Raw genomic sequence first — 19,728 nt, forward strand, 5'->3', positions numbered from 1 at the left:
TAACACATCTACCAAACCAACCAATCACGGGATTTACTCAATGGCAGAGGCAAACACCCGGCGCAGGGCACGGGGTGGCGGTGGTGCCGCCCGTCGTGCCGAGCGTACGGCGGTCAAGATCGAAACCGCGAAATATATCGAACGCAATATCCCCAATTTCGAGGTCCTCAACGAAGAGGCGCTGGAGATTATCGAAACCAATGCGGAAACCGTATTGGCTGAGATTGGCGTCAATTTCGTAGACAATCCGGCAGCGCTTGAGCGCTGGAAAGACGCGGGTGCAGATGTGGATGGTGAGCGCGTCCGCCTGCCGCGCGGCCTGGCACGTGAGCTGATCAAGACCGCCCCTAGCGAATTTACCCAGCACGCCCGCAATCCCGAGAAATCGGTAGTCATCGGCGGCCGCAATATGGTTCTGGCTCCGGTCTATGGTCCTCCGTTTGTACGCGATGCGCAAGGCGGACGTCGTTACGCGACAATGGACGATTTCAACAAGTTCGTGAAGCTGGCCTACATGTCCAAGTGGCTGCACCATTCGGGCGGTACGGTCTGCGAACCGACAGATATTCCGGTAAACAAGCGCCATTTGGACATGCTGATGGCGCATATGACTCTGTCCGACAAACCGTTCATGGGTTCGGTCACTGATCCCAGCCGGGCGCAGGATTCGATCGAGATGTGCGAGATCCTGTTCGGCAAAGAGTTCGTGCAGAACAACACCGTGATGACATCTTTGACCAACATCAACTCGCCGATGACCTTTGACGACGTGATGATGGGTTCTCTGGAAGTTTATGCCGCAAACAATCAGGCCTGCATTATTTCGCCGTTCATCGTGGGTGGTGCTATGGCACCGGTTTCGGTCGCGGGCACGCTGACGCAGGTTCTGGCCGAGGTCATGGCAGGTGTAGCATATAGCCAGATCATCCGTCCGGGTGCTCCTGCGATCTTTGGGGCGTTCGTATCGTCGATCGACATGAATTCAGGAGCGCCGACCTTTGGCACCCCAGAGGCTTCGCACGTCACTTATGGCGCGGGTCAGTTGGCGCGCCGACTGGGTCTACCATATCGCTCTGCGGGTTCGTTCTGTGGTTCAAAATTGCCGGATGCGCAAGCTGCGTATGAGACCGCGAATTCGTTGAACATGGGTCTTATGTCGGGCGTGAATTTCATGCTGCATTCCTGCGGTTGGCTCGAAGGCGGCTTGGTGGCGGATTTCGAGAAATTCGTCATGGATGCCGATCAGTTGGGCGTCTTGCACGGATTGGCCAAAGGTGTGGCCTATGATGAGAATGCACAGGCGATGGACGCCATCCGCGAAGTCGGTCCCGGAGGTCACTATTTGGGTTGTGCCCATACGCAAGCCAACTTCAAGGAAGCGTTCTGGAAAACCGATCTCTTGGATTATAAGCCGTTTGAGACCTGGGAAGAAGAAGGCGCCCGCGATACACGGACGCTGGCTTCGGCACGGGTTGAGCATCTGTTGGCGAACTACCAGCAGCCGCAGCTTGACCCTGATGTAAAGGCTGCGCTCGACGCATATGTTGCCGAAAAGAAAGCATCGATGCCGGACGCGTTCACCTGATTACTGATACTGCGTGGCGCGACTGGCCTGATACAGTTGCGCTTCGCCATTTAATGCAATCAGCAGATCAAGATGGCGCACCAGTGAATAGGCCGCGTCTTCTTCGATGCGTTGCGCGTTAATCTCACGCTCCAATTCCAGCAAACGGATCAACGCTGCACCAGTGCCCGGTGTTGATCCATATCCAAGAAGCCGTTGCAGGTGGCGGTCGCGATTATAGTCCTGCACCCCGATCTTGGCGGCACGGGCCAGTAATCGCGGGCGGCGGAGTGTGGTGATCATGGTCATCAGGTCCTGCACGGCAGCTTTCCTTCTTTTTCAATTTCGCTGTCTGAAATGTGACACAACCTAAGCGGGTGTTGCCTTGTGCGGGATCACCCCGAACTATGGTTTCACCACTGTTTATCTTTTTGAATCAATTCTGCTCTGTGCCGTCTGTGATTAACGAACGAGTAACGAAAGCAACTCTAGTTAGATTTGGTTAACTAAGAATCCGACGGCTAAAACTGTCAGTTTGTTTTGTCGACGAGGGCGAAGAAATATGGAAAACAGCGTGGCATTCACTGTTCCGGCATGGGTTCCCGAAGGGGCGCAACGATATCTGGACCATACGGAGTCAGGGCGATCTATTCGGGATATTGCGCGGTCCGCAGGGTGCCATGCCTCGACCATTCTGCGTCAGATCCGCAGGGTTGAGATGCGCAGGGACGATCCTTTGGTGGATGCAGCTCTGCATTCTCTGGCCCAGTCACACTTTGCGCCAATGGAGCGCACAGGTTCTTCATTTGCAATCGTGACGTCTGAGGCAGGACGGCCCGAAGCCCAAGACGACGAATTCGAGCGCGAGTCGCTGCGTGTACTGAGGCGCATGTGTGAATCCGGTGCCGTGCTTGCCGTGGCCGAGGATATGGACAAGGCTGTTGTGGTTCGGGACAACGGCAAAGGAGGAACTACCAAAACAGCAGTTGTAGATTGCCGGATCGCGCAGGCTCTGGCGCTGAATGATTGGATTTCATGCGATAGTCCGGGTCGGATCTCGCGCTACCGGATTTCAACCTCGGGCAGGGCTGCACTAAGTCATTTGATTGCCGAGGCCGAAAACCGGGCGCGTACGCAGAATGAATTTGGCATGGCGGAAGCGCAGGCCGCATTCAAACCCGCAACTGCGGGTGCAAGGGCGCCATCACAGCCTCGCGTCCGTTACAGCACTGTGGAAAGCCCGCTGATCGCTTTGGCGCGCCGCCGCGACCGGGATGGCAAGCCGTTTCTGGATGAAACTCTGGTGAGCGCGGGCGAGCGCTTGCGTGAGGATTTCGAACTGGCCCAGATCGGACCTCAGGTCACACAAAATTGGGATCGCTTTCTGACAGGCGGTGGACGCGGTGACTTTGCCTCGGACAGCCATTTGGGGCGAGGAACTTCTGGTGCCAGGGATCGTGTGGCCCGCGCGCTGTCTGACCTTGGGCCGGGTTTGAGCGACGTCGCGCTGCGCTGTTGTTGTTATCTAGAAGGGCTTGAGCTGGCTGAAAAGCGGATGGGCTGGTCTGCGCGATCAGGCAAGATCGTGCTGCGGATCGCGTTGCAAAGGCTGAAGCGCCACTACGAGGACCAGACCGAGCGGGATCGGATGATCGGCTGAACGATTCATGCAGCCATATACCGGCCTTGCGGAAATGACCCCAAATGATAGTCAGGGATTATGAATTTCACCTTCCGCCAGCTGCAATATTTCCAGGCCGTCGCCGAACAGCGTAACTTTGGCCGTGCCGCGCAGGTCTGCCATGTGTCGCAGCCTGCGCTTTCGGTTCAAATCAAGTCACTGGAAGACTCGATCGGTGGGCCGTTGTTCGAACGGCAGGCCCGCGACATCCTGTTGACACCACTTGGACGAGACGTATTGGACTATGCCCAACATGTCCTGAACGCGGCCGAACGGTTGGATCGATTTGCGCGCGACCATTCGGGTGGCCATAGGTCCCTGTCGATCGGGATTATTCCTACGGTTGCGCCATATTTGCTACCGGGGGTACTGGCCGGGTTGCGGGCTGCGGATGTCTCGTTGCGGGTTCAGATTCGTGAGGCTCGGACCGAGCGGCTGCTATCCATGTTGGGCTTGGGCGAAATAGATGCCGCCGTACTGGCGCTGCCCCTGGGAAATGGAACTTTCCACGAAGAGCCACTGTTCGAAGATCGGTTCTTGCTGGCAGGAAGTCAGACTCGCTTGAATCGATTGACCATCAGCCCGGAAGAGTTGCGGCCTGTGGACTTGAAGACAGCGCAATTGATGCTGTTGGAAGACGGGCACTGCCTGACAGATCAGGCGCTAGAAGTTTGCGGTCAGGATCGTACCAGCGGCCAAATTAATATGGGTGCGTCCTCACTTGCCACGTTGTCGCGTTTGGTCGCCGAAGGGTTTGGCCTGACGTTGATGCCTGAACTTGCGGCGCAGGCCGAGACGGATGCAGTCCCTGGTCTGCGATTGTTGCGATTTGGTGCGCCGCAACCGGCGAGGACCATTGGCCTGGTGCGTCGCAGCTCGACCGGAGCGGAGGAGTGGTTCGATCGATTGGCGCAAGTAATCCGGCAGGTCGGTGAAGACGTGGTAGCTAAAACTCGAACCTAACGAAAAAGGCCCGCCGAAATGGCGGGCCTTTCAAAGTAGGGCATGACAGGATTATGCCAGCGCCGGTTCGCGGGCTTCGTCCAGATGCTTCATTAGGTTTTCTGGGGACGACACGCCGTAAGGGTCTTCGGGGCAGTTATCCATCAGGCCGGGCTCTTCGAACCATGCCTCCACAACGCCATCGTTGACGATGGCTGCGTAACGCCACGAGCGCATGCCAAAGCCCAGATTGTCCTTGTCGACCAGCATACCCATTTTACGCGTGAACTCACCGGACCCATCAGGAATGACCTTGACGTTTTCCAGACCCTGATCGGCGGCCCATTTGTTCATGACAAAGCTGTCGTTGACGGACATGCAGTAGATTGCATCGATGCCCTTGGCCGCAAATTCGCCGTGGCCTTTTTCGAAACCAGGCAATTGATAGGTCGAGCATGTCGGGGTGAATGCGCCGGGCAGCGAGAACAGGATAACGCGCTTGCCTGCAAAATAATCCGCAGTTGTCTTGTCTTCCCAACGGAACCGGTTGGGGCCTTCGACGGCCTCATCGCGGACACGGGTGTGGAAGGTTACGTCAGGTAGTTTTGCACCGGTTTTCATCATCAAACTCCTGTGATTCACATATGTTTGCCGCGAGAGTTAAAATGATTCTAACTCGGCTTCAATGATATATGTGCTGCAAAAGCATAATATCTTTGATGGCGATAAAGCATTATAAGTAATGCGTAAAATGATGTGCATGGTCACTTTCGCTGCACGCGCGTAGACGTGCCGCATAGCGGCTATGCGCCGCTGGTGTAACCAAATGAGTCGGTCTATGTTATGAACAAAGAAAATTGACCCAAAGTCAGGAAAGCCAGCCGTGCGTGATCTGAAAATACCCGAGCAAAGACACCCCGAAAAGGCACATCGACCTGACAATGCGGCTCCGCGCAAGCCGAACTGGATTCGGGTCAAAGCGCCGGGTGGCAAGGGCTATGCCGAGACGCACAAGATCATGCGTGACAACAATCTGGTCACCGTTTGCGAAGAAGCCGGATGCCCGAATGTAGGTGAGTGCTGGAGCCAGGGTCACGCGACCATGATGATCATGGGCGAGATTTGCACGCGCGGCTGTACATTCTGCAACATCGCGACCGGTAAGCCGGATACTCTGGATGCATTTGAACCGGGTCGAGTGGCGCATGCGGTGCAGAAACTGGGCTTGAACCATGTGGTCATCACATCCGTGGACCGGGATGACCTGCTCGATGGAGGCGCCGATCACTTTGCACAGACCATCCGTGCGGTGCGACACCGCTCGCCCAAGACTACGATCGAGATTCTGACGCCGGATTTCCTGAAATGCGATCCCTCGGTGCTTGAGATTGTTGTCGAGGCCAAGCCAGATGTGTTTAATCACAATCTTGAAACGGTGCCGGGCCTTTATCCTCAGGTGCGTCCCGGTGCGCGATATTTCCACTCATTGCGCTTGCTGCAGCGGGTCAAAGAGATGGACCCGTCCATTTTCACCAAATCCGGCATAATGGTCGGACTGGGCGAGGACGAGCAGCAAGTTCGTCAGGTCATGGATGACATGCGCGCGGCGGATATCGATTTTCTGACTATCGGCCAGTATCTGCAGCCAACACCCAAGCATCATGGCATTGACCGCTTTGTTACACCCGAAGAGTTTGCGGCCTATGAAAAAGCTGCATTCGGCAAAGGTTTCCTTATGGTCTCGGCAACTCCTTTGACCCGGTCGTCTTACCATGCGGGCGATGATTTCGCCCGTTTGCGCGAAGCTCGACAAAAGAAGTTGAACCAGAGGTGAAACCCGAACTTCAATCCTGGCTTACCGAAAAGCGTCATGAACTGCATCAAGTGCCTGAGATATCGGGCGAGGAACGTGGAACCGCGACGAGTATCTCGAACTTGCTTCAGGCGTGTGATCCCGATGCGGTTCTGACAGGTATCGGTGGCCACGGTGTCGCGGCGGTTTATGATAGCGGACAGCCCGGACCAACCATCGGAATCCGATGTGAATTGGACGGTTTGCCGATTCAGGAAATCTCAAGTGCACGATACGCGTCGCAACATCCCGGAAAGGGGCATCTTTGCGGGCATGATGGCCATATGGCGATGGTGCTTGGTGTTGCCTTTGTATTGGGGGACAAGCGTCCGACCAAGGGGCGGGTGGTTCTGATTTTTCAACCCGCCGAAGAAACCGGTCAAGGTGCGATTGCCTATCGTGCTGATCCCAAGTTTGCGGATATCGCTCCGGACTATGTGTTTTCTTTGCACAATTTGCCGGGTTTGGAATTGGGCGGGGTTGAGCTTTGCTCGGGTCCGGCGAATTGCGCCTCGCGTGGGATGCGAATTGTTTTGACGGGCAAAACCTCTCACGCGGCGGCTCCTCAGGATGGAGTGTCGCCAGCCGGTGCGTTGGCAGAGCTTATGCCTGCTTTGGCCATTCTGGGGCAGGGTGGGGCGCTGGATGCAGAATATGCGCTGACAACGGTAACCCATGCTAGGCTGGGTGAGGCCACTTTTGGTATCGCACCCGGTCAGGCCGAACTGTGGGTGACCCTGCGCACGGTCTCGGACAGCCGGATGGCAAGCCTGATCCGCGACGCAGAACAGCTGGTGGCTACACGTGCTCAGGCACAGGGATTAGGTGTTGAAATCACCTATGACGATGTGTTTGAGGCTTGCACAAATACGGGTGAAGCCGTGCAGATCCTGTCAGAGGCCTGCCAAAGCCGCGACATTCCTTGCAAGCTGGTTGCGACCCCACAAAGGTTTTCGGAAGATTTTGGGCAGTTCGGAAAAGGCGCCAAAAGCGCCATGTTCTGGCTAGGCGCGGGGCGGGATCATCCGCAGCTACACAACCCCGACTATGATTTCCCGGATGCTTTGATCCCGATCGGGACAGATATTTTTCTGGCTGCTATCGAACAAACGCTCAAGGCCTGAGTTTTCTGGGCTGGCTTTCTGCCCATTCGGGCCACCAACCCATATATTCAATTCCGGCAATCATCAGGCAGATAAGGATCGCGCCAAACACCAGTTTCACGCGCCGTTCCGAGGGCGGGTTTCGCCCCCATTTCGACATGCGAACAAAATGGCGCAGACTCATCAGTCCTGATCTTCGACAAATCGAACCTTGCCGATAAACGGCAGGTTGCGATTGCGCTGCGCATAGTCGATGCCATAACCCACGACAAATTCATCAGGGATTTCAAACCCGATCCAGTCCGAGCGGAAATCAACCTCGCGCCGGCTGGGTTTGTCCAGAAGGGCGATGGATTTCAACCGGTGTGGCTTGCGGGTACGGAGCAGCTTGGAGACGTGGTTCAGGGTATGGCCGGTATCCACGATATCCTCGACCACCAAAACATCGCGCCCTTCAATGGCGCCGCGTAAGTCCTTAAGAATACGAACTTCTCGACTGCTTTCCATCGAGTCACCGTAGGATGATGCCTCAAGAAAATCGACCTCGATGGGCAGGTCCAGCTCACGCACCAGATCAGCGATAAAGACGAAGCTGCCGCGCAGCAGGCCGACAACGACCAGCTTGTCGGTGCCGCCGAATTCAGCCGTTATTTCGCGGCAAAGCTCTTCGATCCGGGCAGCAATTGCCTTGGCCGAGATCATCTCATCTATCACATATGCGCACTGGCTCATCGCTGCCCCCTTGATCTTTGGCGCGCAACATACGAAATCACGCGCCATTGTCACCAGTTAATCCCGGATATCATGCCAACCCATTCCGAGACCCGCCCGCTGCCTTACACCGCTCAGCAGATGTATGATCTGGTCGCGGATGTGGCGAAATACCCCGAGTTCCTGCCATGGTGCGCTGCGGCCCGCATCCGTCGGACCTATCAAGCCGGAGATGGCAAGGTGATGGAGGCGGATTTGGTTATTTCATTCAAGGTGTTCCGCGAACGCTTCGGCAGCCGCGTCACGCTGTTTGATGAGCTGAAACGGATCGATACCGAGTATCTGGACGGACCGTTCAAATACATGCGCTCGGATTGGGAGTTTGAAGATACGGAAGACGGCTGCAACGTCTCGTTCCACGTTGATTTCGAATTCAAGAACGCGGTTCTGCAAGGAATCATTGGCGTGGTTTTCAACGAAGCCATGCACCGTATCGTCCGAGCATTCGAACAACGTGCTGCCGTCCTGTACGGCTGAGGCTTTACGCCCGAGCGGCGCGCGCTAGACTGCGCCACATGACCGATTTGACAACTGCCCTTGCCGAGTTTGCTGCTGGTTCTGTATCGACCACGGCGCAGGCCCGTATCGTGACATCTTTATCCGCGTTGGACTGGCTTGCCGTGGGGCGGGCAGGCGCAGATGAGCCGGTTTCCCGCATCATACGTCAGATGGTTCTTTCCGAGAGCGGTGCCGCACAGGCGCGTTTGTTCGGAGGCGGTGATGCGCCGCTACGTGCAGCGGCGCTAGTGAATGGTACCATTTCTCATGCGCTTGATTATGACGACACGCATTTCGCTCATATCGGTCATCCATCGGTTGCTGTTTTTCCTGCAGCCCTTGCTCTTACTGCGTGGGAAGACCGACCTCTGGTCGATCTGCTTGAGGCAGCGCTAGTGGGAATGGAGTTATCGATCCGCATCGGTTTGTGGCTTGGTCGTGGTCATTACCAGGCTGGTTTTCACCAAACAGCCACGGCTGGCGCGTTTGGGGCTGCGGTGGCTGCGGGTCGGATTATGGCATTTGACGTAAAGCAGATGCGTGACCTGTTGGGGCTAACCGCGACCCGGGCCTCAGGGCAGAAATCACAGTTCGGGACCATGGGTAAACCTTATAACGCTGGACTTGCGGCCTCGAACGGTGTTGAGGCCGCCCAGTTGATCCGCAACGGTTTTCAACCCGGTGCTGACGCATTGGAAGGCCCGTTTGGGTTTGGGGCGACACATTTGGGGGCTGACGATTTAGCTGCTGCGCTTGATGGTTTGGGGGACGAGTGGCTGTTCGAAAGCATCAGCCACAAATTCCACGCTTGCTGCCATGGCCTGCACGCGGCACTTGAGGCTGCGCGCGATCTCGACATCGCCGAGCCTGAGGTGGCCGAGATCAAGATCAAAACCCACCCCCGCTGGATGAGTGTGTGCAATCAACTGCAGCCGACCAGTGGGTTAGGAGCGAAGTTTTCCTATCGTACCGTGATCGCAATGCAGGCAATGGGCTACGATACAGCTCTGCCAGGGAGCTATTCCGACAAGATTTGTGCTGATCCAAGGCTACAATCCTTAAGGGACCGAATCACGGTCGAGGCGGATGAGAGTCTGTCTGAGACACAAGCCCATCTGTCCCTGTTACGCCGGGACGGCGCGCGCCGCGAGGCCAGCCATGATCTGCTGGCACCGATGTCTCTATCGGATCGCGAAGATCGCGTCAGGGAGAAAGCGGCGAAGCTGATCGGGGGGGATGAGGCGGACGCCATCTGGTCGATGCTGCGCACCGGCGGGCGCGCAGCGGATTTGGCTGACAGGTTAACCGATTAAGTGACCCGCCAATGCAGCGGAAAGCCCGGATCGAATACGGTCACGGGGCCGTCGCCGCTTTCGATTTTGGCCGGATAGACGACTTCATCGCCTTTGGTCAGCGTGATGGTCTCTTCGTTCACTGGCAGGCGATAGAAGGCCGGGCCGTTGAGTGACGCGAACGCCTCTAGCTTGTCCAACGCATCTGCGCGCTCGAACATTTCGGCCAGCAGTGACATTGTATTAGTTGCAGTGAAACAGCCGGCGCAGCCACAGGCCATTTCCTTGTTAGCATCCGTGTGCGGCGCGCTGTCTGTGCCCAAGAAGAAACGCGTATCGCCTGATGTCGCGGCGGTCAGCAGCGCCAGCCGATGCTCTTCGCGCTTGGCGACCGGCAAGCAGTAGTAATGCGGCTTGATGCCGCCAACCAGAATGTGGTTGCGGTTGATGATCAGGTGATGCGTTGTAATCGTCGCACCCAGATCTTTCTCGTTCGCCTTGACGTAATCCACGCCGTTTGACGTCGTGATGTGCTCCATCACCACGCGCAGTCCGGGTGTTGCTTTGCGAATCGGATCAAGAACGCGGTCGATGAACACCGCCTCACGATCGAAGATATCGATCTCGGCATCCGTGACTTCGCCGTGCACACACAGCGGCAGACCGATCTCGGCCATCTTCTCCAGCACCGGGCGCACCTTGTCGAAATCGCGAACGCCAGAAGACGAGTTGGTTGTTGCCCCAGCCGGGTAAAGCTTGACCGCCTTGACCAATCCGCTTGCATGTGCGGCGGCCACATCCGCCGGGTCCGTGTCTTCGGTCAGGTAGAGCGTCATCAGCGGCTCAAACGTCATATCCTCAGGCAGAGCAGCAAGGATGCGGTCCCGATAAGCTGCTGCGTCGTCACCTTTGACAACGGGCGGAACCAGATTCGGCATGATGATGGCACGGGCAAAATGGCGCGCGGTTTCAGGCAAGACGGCTTGCAGCATCGCGCCATCGCGCAGATGCAAATGCCAGTCATCGGGGCGGCGGATCGTCAGGGATTGAGTCATGGCCCCCGGCTAACACAGCCGCTTGGGTGGTGAAAGACCCTCTTGCCCTTGCCGATGAGACAGATCGCCGTAAGTCACTGACGGATGGTGGTCTTGACCTCTGGTTGTGGTCATGACCTGTTGGGGCGCAGGAAAAAGGGGAACTCATGACACAGCCAATCTCCATCGATGCCGTGCAAGAGCTTTTGGGCTCTGAGGGTTATGTCTGTGGCCGGGCTTTGGCGACGGTTGTGTTTCTTTCGCTGAAACTTGGTCGACCTCTATTTCTGGAAGGCGAGGCGGGCGTCGGCAAGACTGAGATCGCCAAGGCGCTGGCCGCAGGTTTGGGGCGGCGCCTGATCAGGTTGCAGTGCTACGAAGGCCTTGATGCCTCTTCCGCTGTGTATGAGTGGAATTTCCCCGCCCAGATGGTGGCGATCCGAACCGCAGAAGCGTCGGGTGGGGCGGACCGAGGCGCGTTGCAGACCGAGCTGTTCTCGGATGATTATCTGATCGAGCGCCCCTTACTGCAGGCCATGCGCCCGGATGCTACTGGGGCACCTGTACTGCTAATTGACGAATTGGACCGGACCGACGAACCCTTTGAGGCTTTCTTGCTGGAGGCGCTCAGTGACTTTCAGGTCACGATCCCCGAGCTTGGTACTGTCAAAGCTCCAGAACCGCCCATTGTGATCGTTACCTCGAACCGCACGCGCGAAGTACATGACGCGCTGAAACGCCGCTGCCTATATCATTGGGTTGATTACCCTGACTTTGCGCGCGAAATCGAAATCCTGCACGCCCGAGCGCCGGAAGCGGCAGAAGCGCTGAGCCGTGAGGTGGTCGCCTTTGTTCAGCGCTTGCGCACTGAAGATTTGTTCAAGAAACCGGGGGTGGCCGAGACTATCGATTGGGCCAAGTGCCTGCTGGCGCTGGACGTTATCAACCTGAGTCCCGAAGTAATCGGCGATACGTTGGGTGCCATCCTGAAATACCAGGACGACATCCAAAAGTTACAGGGGTCCGAGGCCAAACGCATTCTGGATCAGGCGAAAGCCGATCTTGAACCGGCCTGATGCTTCATCTGTTCGAGAATATTTCGGGGGTTTGATGGCCGAACAACTCCCACTCGATATACCGGACAACCCCAAACTGGCCCAGAACATCACCCATTTTGCGCGCGCTTTGCGCAAGGCCGGACTGCCGATAGGAACTGGGCGCGTGGTTGACACGATCCGCGCCGTGCAGGCTGTGGGGTTCACCGAGAAACGAGATTTCTACTGGACGCTGCATGCCTGTTTCGTGAACCGGCCGGAACATCGAACGGTTTTTGCGCAAGTCTTCCGCCTCTATTGGCGCGATCCGCGGTATCTAGAACATATGATGTCCATGATGCTGCCCGCCATTCGCGGTGTTCAGGAGGAGCGCAAAGCGGATGCGGCTGAAAAGCGCGCGGCTGAGGCGTTATTGGATGGCGTCGAACGCGACTTGCCAGAATCAACCGAGCAACAAGAGGAAAGCGAGATCGAGATCGACGCAACCCAAACCGCGTCATCTGAAGAACGCTTGCGCAACCTCGATTTCGAACAGATGAGTACATCCGAGATCGCCCAGGCCAAACGCATGCTGTCGCGCCTGAACTTACCGGTCAAACCCATCGAGTCTCGCCGAGGTCAGGCCAGTCATCTCGGTCACCGCATTGATCGCGCTCGGACACTTAGGTCAGCGATGCGGCAGGGTGGCGAACTACGCGATATCGCGCACTTGCAACCCAAACCTCGGTGGCCGAATTTGGTGGCGTTGTGCGATATATCCGGGTCGATGAGCCAATACAGTCGGATCATTCTGCACTTTCTACACGCGGTTTCGAATGCCAAAGGCACAGGTTGGGCCAAAGTGCACGCATTCACGTTTGGCACACGCCTGACCAACATCACCCGCCATCTGCATCAACGTGATGTCGATGCAGCGCTGGCCGCTGCTGGGGCCGAGGCACGGGACTGGGAAGGCGGAACCCGGATCGGAGAATGCCTGCATCAGTTCAATCGCGACTGGTCGCGGCGCGTCATGGGGCAGGGGGCGGTCGTGTTGTTGATCACCGACGGGTTAGAGCGGGGCGATCCCGAGATGCTGGAAAAGGAAATCGAGCGCCTGCACCTGTCGTCGCGGCGTCTGATTTGGCTGAACCCATTGCTGCGCTGGGACGGGTTCGCACCGAAAGCTCAGGGTGTGGCGACAATGCTTCCACATGTCGACAGCTTCCGCGCCGGGCATTCGATTGCGTCGCTGGAAGATCTGGCCGCCGTGATTTCACAGCCAGATGATCAGGGGCAGAAAGCGCGGCTGATGTCCGCGCTTTCCGACTAGCTGTTACGAAAGCTGCTCTTCATTGCACTTCCGTGCCATCTCCATGGCTTTGTAAGTGCCGGTCAGATCGACGGTGAAGGCGAACTCTTTTTCCGGGAACACGACCATTACCTTCTTCTTGGCAAGGTCATCCGCGAACTGAGGGTCGTCCGACAGGACATATCCGCCCGAATAACCCTTGGTGATGTTCCCCTTCATGCCGGTGGCCTCACCAACATAGATATTGTCTCCGATCAGGATGGCGACGGCCTCTTTCTCGCCTTTCTTGATGTTGGTCTCGGCTTTGGTGAAGACGCCCACATAGCCAACGCCGCGATCTTCGGTCAGGCCCATCTGTACGACATTATCAGCGTCATCAACCGCTTCGATCAGGCAGGATTTCTTGTCCTGATCAATGAAAACCTTCCAGCCTTCGACCTCACCGTATTTCAGAAATGTGTCAGCCCAGCCGGTGCTGGCAGTCAACAGGCCGATCGCTGCTCCGAGTGTAAGAATGCGTTTCAACTGTTTGTCTCCGCTATGAAATATGTTGGGACGATCCCGAATAGGCCCCGGAATCGCATGCAGGCTAGAATGACGCCTTCCAACATTCAACAATTTGTGAATGTGAGTTCAAAATCGGCTTGTTAGCGCCACAAGATCGACCCGCTGAGCGCTTTTCATTGCTCCAAAGCTGACTATGTTGAACCCAAGCACGGCCGGAGGTCTAAATGGAACGATTCGATAGCAGCCCGGAAACCGCACTAAAATGGTATCGCGCCGGGAAGGGCGCGGCTTTGGCCACTGTGGTTGAGACCTGGGGCAGCGCGCCGCGCCGTGTAGGCGCGCAGTTGGTCATATCGGGCGACGGCCGTATCGAAGGTTCGGTTTCTGGTGGTTGCGTCGAAGGTGCCGTGATCGTCGAAGCGCTGGAAGCCATAGAGGAAGGCGAGGCAAGGCTGCTAGAGTTCGGTGTAAGCGACGAGGATGCGTTTGCAGTCGGTCTGGCCTGCGGCGGTACGATCAGGGTTTTGGTTGAACCGGTCGGCAAGGTCCTGCCCGAACCAATGCTGGCCGAACTGATCGCGGCACGGGCGCGGCGCGAACCCTTGGCCTATGAAGTCAATGTCGAGACGGGCCAGCGCGCGTTGCGCCGTAATGCCTATTCCGAACGCTTGCGTATGGACAGGTCCGGGTTCGAAGAGGATGGGCAGACCTTTGTCGCTGTCCACAACCCACCGTTACGGTTGATAGTGGTGGGAGCGGTGCACATCGCCCAAGCTCTGGTGCCGATGGCCCGGATCGCGGGTTATGACCCGGCGATTATAGATCCGCGCGAGGCCTTCGCATCGGACGCACGTTTTCCCGGAGAAACCATCCTGACGGATTGGCCGGATGAGGCTGTGTCAAAGCTTGGTCTCGACTCGCGCACGGCGCTTGTGTTGCTGACCCACGACCCCAAACTTGATGACCCCGCGCTTCAGGCCGGTTTGGCGGCCGATGTGTTCTACATCGGCGCACTCGGATCTAAGCGCACACATGCCAAACGCGTGGAGCGGATGAAGCAGGCCGGGTTCAACGATGACCAGATTTCACTGATTCACGGACCTGTTGGGCTTGATATCGGGGCGGCTGGGCCGTCTGAGATAGCCGTTGCGATTCTGGCGCAGATGACGGCGGTCCTGCGAGGCAGAGCGTGAAGTTTGGTCCGGTACCCGTTTCCGACGCCGACGGCGCGATATTAGCCCATTCCGTCAAAGCGGGAAACCGCAAGCTTAGGAAAGGTATAACGCTTTCGTCCGAGCACATAGCCGAGTTGCAACAAGTCGGTCTGACCGAGGTCACAGTCGCCAGACTGGAGCAAGGTGATTGCCATGAGGACGAAGCCGCAGCGCTGCTGGCAGAAGCGCTTGCACCAAGTCCCACACAGGCAAATCTGCGTGTCACCGAAGCCTTTACAGGCCGGGTCAACCTTTTAGCAAATGGACCAGGCGTCGCGGTGCTGGATACCGATGCCTTGCAAAAGTTCAATCAGGTCAACCCGATGATCACGGTTGCGACGGTGCCACAATATCAGCAGATGACGGCTGGCGGTATGGTCGCGACGATCAAGGTGATTTCTTATGCCGTACCTCGATCCGACGTTGAGAGTGCGGCCCGTCATGCGCAGGACGCTATTCGCTTATCGGTGCCCAAATACGAAAACGCGGGTCTCATCGTTACCGACATTGCTGGCGGGCCATCTAATGAAAAAGGTATCGCTGCTATTCGTAGCCGGGTTGAGGCTTTGGGTATGAATCTGTCAGATGTTCAGGTGGTGCCGCATCGGATGGGCGACTTAACAGCATCGATTTCGACCATTCGGGGTGAAATCGTCATGATCCTGACCGGATCGGCCACGTCGGATAAAGATGATGTGGCGCCTGCTTCTGTGCGGGCGGCGGGGGGTATCGTCGACCGGTTTGGAATGCCGGTCGATCCGGGGAACCTGTTGTTTTTGGGATCTTCCGGCGGGCGCCCCATCATCGGTTTGCCCGGATGCGCGCGCTCACCAGCATTGAACGGGGCGGATTGGGTCTTGTCCCGCGTTGCTTGCGGAATCGAAACGACGGGCGCGGACATCGCAGGGATGGGTGTCGGTGGGCTGCTAAAAGAAATCCCGACGCGGCCACAGCCCCGCGCTGCCAAGAGTAAATGACGCAACGGCAATTTTGCCCTGTTTGGTAGACGCATCATTGTTAGAAGACTGATCAGCGAAACTGCGGAAAAATCAGGCAAATATTTTTGTTCTCAAACGAAATTTACCGTGTTTAACTCTGGCTTAGCAAATAAGCCAAAAAAAGGGGAGGATCTTATGACCAAGGTCTCAATGACCGTGAATGGCGTTGCCGTCAGCGGTGATGTCGAAGGGCGGACTTTATTATCCGGATTTCTACGCGACCACCTGAATTTGACAGGTACACATATTGGCTGCGACACGGCTCAATGTGGCGCGTGCGTGGTGCACGTGAATGGTGAGGCGGTCAAATCCTGCAACATGCTGGCGCTTGAAGCAGACGGCGCGGATGTGGGCACGATCGAGGGGCAGGCGGCCGAAGATGGCACGCTGAACGTGATCCAACAGGCCTTTCAGGATCATCATGGGCTGCAATGCGGGTTTTGCACTCCGGGCATGGTGATGAGCGCTGCAGCATTGCTAAAGGATAACCCGCGCCCGACCGAAGGCGAAATTCGCAAGTACCTTGAGGGTAACCTATGCCGGTGCACAGGCTACCACAACATCGTCAAGGCAATCATGGCCGCATCGGGTCAAGACGTTTCCAGCATCGCCGCCGAGTGAGGCGGTTAAGAATTTTCGACGAAAATTCTTTTCCACGGAGGAGAACAAGCAATGCCCAAAGACAGTGGCATCGGAGCCAGTTCCAAGCGGCGCGAGGACGTACGCTTTCTGACCGGAGCAGGCAATTACACCGACGACATCAACGTACATGGCCAGGCCTATGTGCATTTCCTACGGTCCGACATCGCGCATGGCCGGATCACCAACATCGACACATCTGCCGCCGAGGGTATGCAGGGGGTTGTGAAGGTGTTCACCGGCAAGGACTTTGAAGGCGTGGGCGGAATGCCTTGCGGCTGGGAAGTAACCGACCGTCATGGCGCCCCGATGCAGGAACCACCGCATCCCATTCTGGCGCAAGGCAAGGTCCGACATGTAGGCGATCCCATCGCTGCCGTTGTCGCGGACAGCCTTGAACTCGCCCGCGATGCGGCGGAAGCGATTGAAGTGGATGTCGAAGAGCTCCCTGCCGTGCTGGATATGAAAGCCGCAGCGCAGGATGGCGCGACGCTTATCCATGAGGATTTGAAGAACAACATCTGCTATGACTGGCATCTAGGCGAAGAAGACAATGACAAGGTCAATGAGGTTTTTGCCAACGCGGCCCATGTCACCACTCTGGACCTGATCAATAACCGTCTGGTTGCTAATCCGATGGAGCCGCGCGTTGCGGTGGCCGAATACAGCCGGGGTACGGATGAGTACACGCTCTACACCACTTCGCAGAACCCGCATGTGATCCGCTTGCTGATGTGCGCATTTGTTCTGGGCTTGCCTGAACACAAAGTGCGTGTTGTAGCGCCTGATGTTGGTGGTGGATTTGGCACGAAGATTTTCCACTACGCGGAAGAGGCGTTCTGTACATTCGCTGCCAAGGCCTGCAACCGTCCGGTCAAATGGACCGCCAGCCGGTCCGAGGCGTTTATGTCGGATGCGCAGGGCCGCGACCACGTCAGCACGATTGAGCTCGCTTTGGACGCGGACAATAACTTCACAGGCCTCCGCACCAACACCTACGCCAATCTGGGCGCGTATCTGTCGACCTTCTCAAGCTCGGTTCCGACTTGGCTGCATGGCACTCTGATGGCGGGCAATTACAAAACGCCGGTCATTCAGGTGAATGTGAAGGCAATGTTCACCAACACAGTGCCGGTGGACGCTTATCGCGGTGCGGGTCGGCCAGAGGCGACCTATCAGCTGGAGCGCGTCATCGACAAGGCGGCGCGTGAACTGGGTGTCGATCCGATCGCCCTGCGTCGCCAGAATTTCATCACCCAGTTCCCGTATGACACACCGGTGGCGCTGACCTACGACACCGGGGATTACAACGGGACGATGGATAAGCTTGAAGCTGCTGCTGATTTGGCTGGCTTTGCCGCGCGACGGGCGGAAAGCGAGGCCAATGGCAAGCTGCGTGGCCTAGGCGTCAATTGCTATATCGAGGCCTGCGGCATCGCGCCCTCGAACATCGTCGGTATGCTGGGGGCCCGGGCAGGACTCTATGATGCAGCTACGGTTCGGGTAAACGCCACCGGTTCCATCAGCGTCATGGTTGGTGCACATAGCCACGGGCAGGGGCATGAGACTGCTTTCCCGCAGGTTGTGGCCGACATGATCGGCATCGACGAGTCGATGGTCGAGATTGTGCATGGCGACACCTCGAAGATCCCATTCGGCATGGGCACTTATGGCTCACGCTCGCTGGCGGTCTGTGGTTCGGCCATGGTTAAGGCGACCGAAAAGGTGATCGACAAGGCCAAGAAGATCGCGGCCCACCTGCTCGAGGCGTCCGAGGCCGATATCGAGCTGAAGGACGGTCAGTTCAGCGTCGCGGGCACTGACAAGTCGGTGGCCTGGGGTGATGTGACTCTGACAGCCTATGTACCGCACAACTTCCCATTGGAGGTTGAGCCGGGGCTGGAGGAGACCGCATTTTATGACCCGGCCAACTTCACCTTCCCAGCGGGGGCATATGCCTGCGAGGTTGAGGTGGATCCCGAGACTGGACAGGTGACCATCGAAGCCTTCACCGCTGCGGATGACTTTGGCAACATCGTTAACCCGATGATTGTGGATGGTCAGGTACATGGCGGCATCGGTCAGGGTATCGGTCAGGCTTTGTTGGAAAACTGCGCCTATGACGAGAATGGCCAGTTGCTGAGCGCATCCTTCATGGATTACGCGATGCCACGCGCCGATGATCTGCCGTTCTATGCGGTCGACCATTCCAGCCAGACGCCGTGTACGCACAACCCGTTGGGTGTGAAGGGCTGCGGTGAAGCTGGTGCGATTGGCTCGCCGCCTGCGGTAGTCAACGCGGTTCTGGATGCGCTGAACTCGGGTGGAAAGGCTGTTGATCACATTGACATGCCGATGAGCCCGTCGCGTGTTTGGACAGCAATGCATGGTTGAGAGGTTCGGGTGACAGGGGGCAGCCCCCCGCGCTCCCCGAGATATTTATAGCCAGATGAAGGGCGGATCCGCGCTTTTCGGAAAGGAAGAACGAAATGTACAATTTCGAGTTTGAGAAACCCTCGACCATCGCTGAGGCGGTTACTGCGTTGGGAGTTGAGGATGCTCAGGCATTGGGGGGTGGGCAAACCCTGATCCCCACAATGAAGCAGCGGTTGGCCGCGCCATCCAAGCTGGTTTCGGTCAATGGAATCGCTGAAATGAAAGGGGTCTGCGTCGAGGATGATGGCTCGGTAGCGATAGGCGGTGCGACAACCCACGCAAATGTGGCCGCTGAAGCTGCTGGTAACTATCCGGCGCTGGCAGCGCTGGCCGGCCAGATCGGTGATCCTGCGGTGCGTAATCGTGGCACTATTGGCGGTTCGATTGCCAACAATGATCCAGCGGCCTGTTATCCGGCGGGAGTGCTGGGTTCAGGCGCGACCATTGTCACCAATAATCGCCAGATAGCGGCGGATGACTTCTTTCAGGGCATGTTTACGACAGCTCTGGAAGAGGGCGAGATTATCACTTCGGTGCGTTTCCCCGTGCCTCAGGCGGCGAGTTATCAGAAGTTTTTGCAGCCCGCGTCTCGGTTTGCGTTGGTCGGGGTATATCTTGCCCGGTTTGCCGATGGCGTTCGGGTTGCAGTAACCGGTGCAAGCGAGGACGGAGTTTTCCGCTGGGCGGAGGCTGAGGAGGCCCTGAACAAAGAGTTCCGCGCGGACGCTTTGATGGGGCTGCACATCAATCCGATGAACATGATTGGTGATCTGCACGGGAGCAAAACGTATCGGGCGCATCTGGTCACTGTTATGACGAAACGGGCTGTCGAAGCTTGCAGCTGATCTGAT

20 protein-coding genes are annotated in these 19,728 nt (G+C 57.1%); 14 read left to right on the forward strand and 6 right to left on the reverse strand.

Features of this window, described 5'->3' with window-relative positions; genetic code table 11:
- Positions 1 to 40 precede the first annotated feature (40 nt).
- On the forward strand, positions 41 to 1,585 hold the full coding sequence (locus ACR0BI_RS01650) for a trimethylamine methyltransferase family protein (RefSeq protein WP_170393250.1): 1,545 nt from the start codon (positions 41 to 43) through the stop codon (positions 1,583 to 1,585).
- Here ACR0BI_RS01650 and ACR0BI_RS01655 read toward each other — a convergent pair whose 3' ends face one another.
- Positions 1,586 to 1,873, reverse strand: coding sequence for a DUF6477 family protein (locus ACR0BI_RS01655; RefSeq protein WP_480877981.1), 288 nt, complete (start codon positions 1,871 to 1,873; stop codon positions 1,586 to 1,588). It abuts the gene before it with no gap.
- A gap of 253 nt (positions 1,874 to 2,126) precedes the next feature.
- On the opposite strand from ACR0BI_RS01655, the gene ACR0BI_RS01660 reads away from it, so the two are divergent.
- Complete coding sequence (locus ACR0BI_RS01660; protein WP_480561578.1) at positions 2,127 to 3,224, forward strand: DUF6456 domain-containing protein; 1,098 nt, start codon at positions 2,127 to 2,129, stop codon at positions 3,222 to 3,224.
- Positions 3,225 to 3,284: 60 nt separating this feature from the next.
- Complete coding sequence (locus ACR0BI_RS01665; protein ID WP_170562940.1) at positions 3,285 to 4,208, forward strand: hydrogen peroxide-inducible genes activator; 924 nt, start codon at positions 3,285 to 3,287, stop codon at positions 4,206 to 4,208.
- A 51-nt stretch (positions 4,209 to 4,259) separates the two neighbouring features.
- Here ACR0BI_RS01665 and ACR0BI_RS01670 read toward each other — a convergent pair whose 3' ends face one another.
- Entirely contained in the window at positions 4,260 to 4,808 is a 549-nt protein-coding gene (locus tag ACR0BI_RS01670; protein ID WP_480561576.1) for a redoxin family protein, read from the reverse strand.
- 262 nt (positions 4,809 to 5,070) lie between these two features.
- Between ACR0BI_RS01670 and lipA the strand changes: the two genes are divergently transcribed.
- Positions 5,071 to 6,021, forward strand: coding sequence for a lipoyl synthase (gene lipA, locus ACR0BI_RS01675; RefSeq protein WP_170405410.1), 951 nt, complete (start codon positions 5,071 to 5,073; stop codon positions 6,019 to 6,021).
- Positions 6,018 to 7,163, forward strand: a complete 1,146-nt coding sequence (locus tag ACR0BI_RS01680; protein WP_480561574.1) for an amidohydrolase — start codon at positions 6,018 to 6,020, stop codon at positions 7,161 to 7,163. The genes lipA and ACR0BI_RS01680 overlap by 4 nt, the downstream gene beginning before the upstream one ends.
- Here ACR0BI_RS01680 and ACR0BI_RS01685 read toward each other — a convergent pair.
- Positions 7,153 to 7,326, reverse strand: a complete 174-nt coding sequence (locus ACR0BI_RS01685) for a hypothetical protein (RefSeq protein ID WP_170421327.1) — start codon at positions 7,324 to 7,326, stop codon at positions 7,153 to 7,155. The genes ACR0BI_RS01680 and ACR0BI_RS01685 overlap by 11 nt on opposite strands.
- On the reverse strand, positions 7,326 to 7,874 hold the full coding sequence (gene hpt / locus ACR0BI_RS01690; RefSeq protein ID WP_480561572.1) for a hypoxanthine phosphoribosyltransferase: 549 nt from the start codon (positions 7,872 to 7,874) through the stop codon (positions 7,326 to 7,328). The genes ACR0BI_RS01685 and hpt overlap by 1 nt, the downstream gene beginning before the upstream one ends.
- 72 nt (positions 7,875 to 7,946) lie before the next feature.
- Between hpt and ACR0BI_RS01695 the strand changes: the two genes are divergently transcribed.
- Both ACR0BI_RS01695 and ACR0BI_RS01700 read left to right on the forward strand, forming a co-directional pair.
- Positions 7,947 to 8,390, forward strand: a complete 444-nt coding sequence (locus tag ACR0BI_RS01695; protein ID WP_170421329.1) for a type II toxin-antitoxin system RatA family toxin — start codon at positions 7,947 to 7,949, stop codon at positions 8,388 to 8,390.
- A 38-nt stretch (positions 8,391 to 8,428) separates the two neighbouring features.
- A complete protein-coding gene (locus ACR0BI_RS01700) occupies positions 8,429 to 9,724 on the forward strand; it encodes an MmgE/PrpD family protein (RefSeq protein WP_170610399.1) in 1,296 nt (431 codons plus the stop codon).
- Here ACR0BI_RS01700 and pyrC read toward each other — a convergent pair.
- On the reverse strand, positions 9,721 to 10,758 hold the full coding sequence (gene pyrC, locus ACR0BI_RS01705; protein ID WP_480561571.1) for a dihydroorotase: 1,038 nt from the start codon (positions 10,756 to 10,758) through the stop codon (positions 9,721 to 9,723). The genes ACR0BI_RS01700 and pyrC overlap by 4 nt on opposite strands.
- Before the next feature lie 146 nt (positions 10,759 to 10,904).
- Between pyrC and ACR0BI_RS01710 the strand changes: the two genes are divergently transcribed.
- Both ACR0BI_RS01710 and ACR0BI_RS01715 read left to right on the forward strand, forming a co-directional pair.
- A complete protein-coding gene (locus ACR0BI_RS01710; protein ID WP_480561569.1) occupies positions 10,905 to 11,813 on the forward strand; it encodes an AAA family ATPase in 909 nt (302 codons plus the stop codon).
- A gap of 34 nt (positions 11,814 to 11,847) precedes the next feature.
- On the forward strand, positions 11,848 to 13,104 hold the full coding sequence (locus ACR0BI_RS01715) for a vWA domain-containing protein (RefSeq protein ID WP_480561567.1): 1,257 nt from the start codon (positions 11,848 to 11,850) through the stop codon (positions 13,102 to 13,104).
- Positions 13,105 to 13,107: 3 nt separating this feature from the next.
- Here ACR0BI_RS01715 and ACR0BI_RS01720 read toward each other — a convergent pair whose 3' ends face one another.
- Positions 13,108 to 13,608, reverse strand: coding sequence for a hypothetical protein (locus tag ACR0BI_RS01720; protein ID WP_170735148.1), 501 nt, complete (start codon positions 13,606 to 13,608; stop codon positions 13,108 to 13,110).
- A gap of 206 nt (positions 13,609 to 13,814) precedes the next feature.
- On the opposite strand from ACR0BI_RS01720, the gene ACR0BI_RS01725 reads away from it, so the two are divergent.
- From ACR0BI_RS01725 to ACR0BI_RS01745, 5 genes are all read left to right on the forward strand, one after another.
- A complete protein-coding gene (locus ACR0BI_RS01725) occupies positions 13,815 to 14,783 on the forward strand; it encodes an XdhC family protein (protein ID WP_170735146.1) in 969 nt (322 codons plus the stop codon).
- Positions 14,780 to 15,781, forward strand: a complete 1,002-nt coding sequence (locus ACR0BI_RS01730; RefSeq protein WP_170510208.1) for a molybdopterin-binding protein — start codon at positions 14,780 to 14,782, stop codon at positions 15,779 to 15,781. Before ACR0BI_RS01725 ends, ACR0BI_RS01730 begins: the two co-directional genes overlap by 4 nt.
- 156 nt (positions 15,782 to 15,937) lie before the next feature.
- Entirely contained in the window at positions 15,938 to 16,423 is a 486-nt protein-coding gene (locus ACR0BI_RS01735; protein ID WP_170393234.1) for a (2Fe-2S)-binding protein, read from the forward strand.
- Positions 16,424 to 16,474: 51 nt separating this feature from the next.
- Positions 16,475 to 18,835 carry a xanthine dehydrogenase family protein molybdopterin-binding subunit gene (locus tag ACR0BI_RS01740; protein ID WP_480561565.1) on the forward strand — a complete coding sequence of 787 codons (2,361 nt, stop codon included), beginning with the start codon at positions 16,475 to 16,477 and terminating at the stop codon, positions 18,833 to 18,835.
- Positions 18,836 to 18,930: 95 nt separating this feature from the next.
- Positions 18,931 to 19,722: an FAD binding domain-containing protein gene (locus ACR0BI_RS01745; RefSeq protein WP_170662396.1), complete on the forward strand. Its 792-nt coding sequence runs from the start codon at positions 18,931 to 18,933 to the stop codon at positions 19,720 to 19,722.
- The last annotated feature ends 6 nt before the right edge of the window (positions 19,723 to 19,728 follow it).

The organism is Ruegeria sp. E5 (assembly GCF_056534105.1).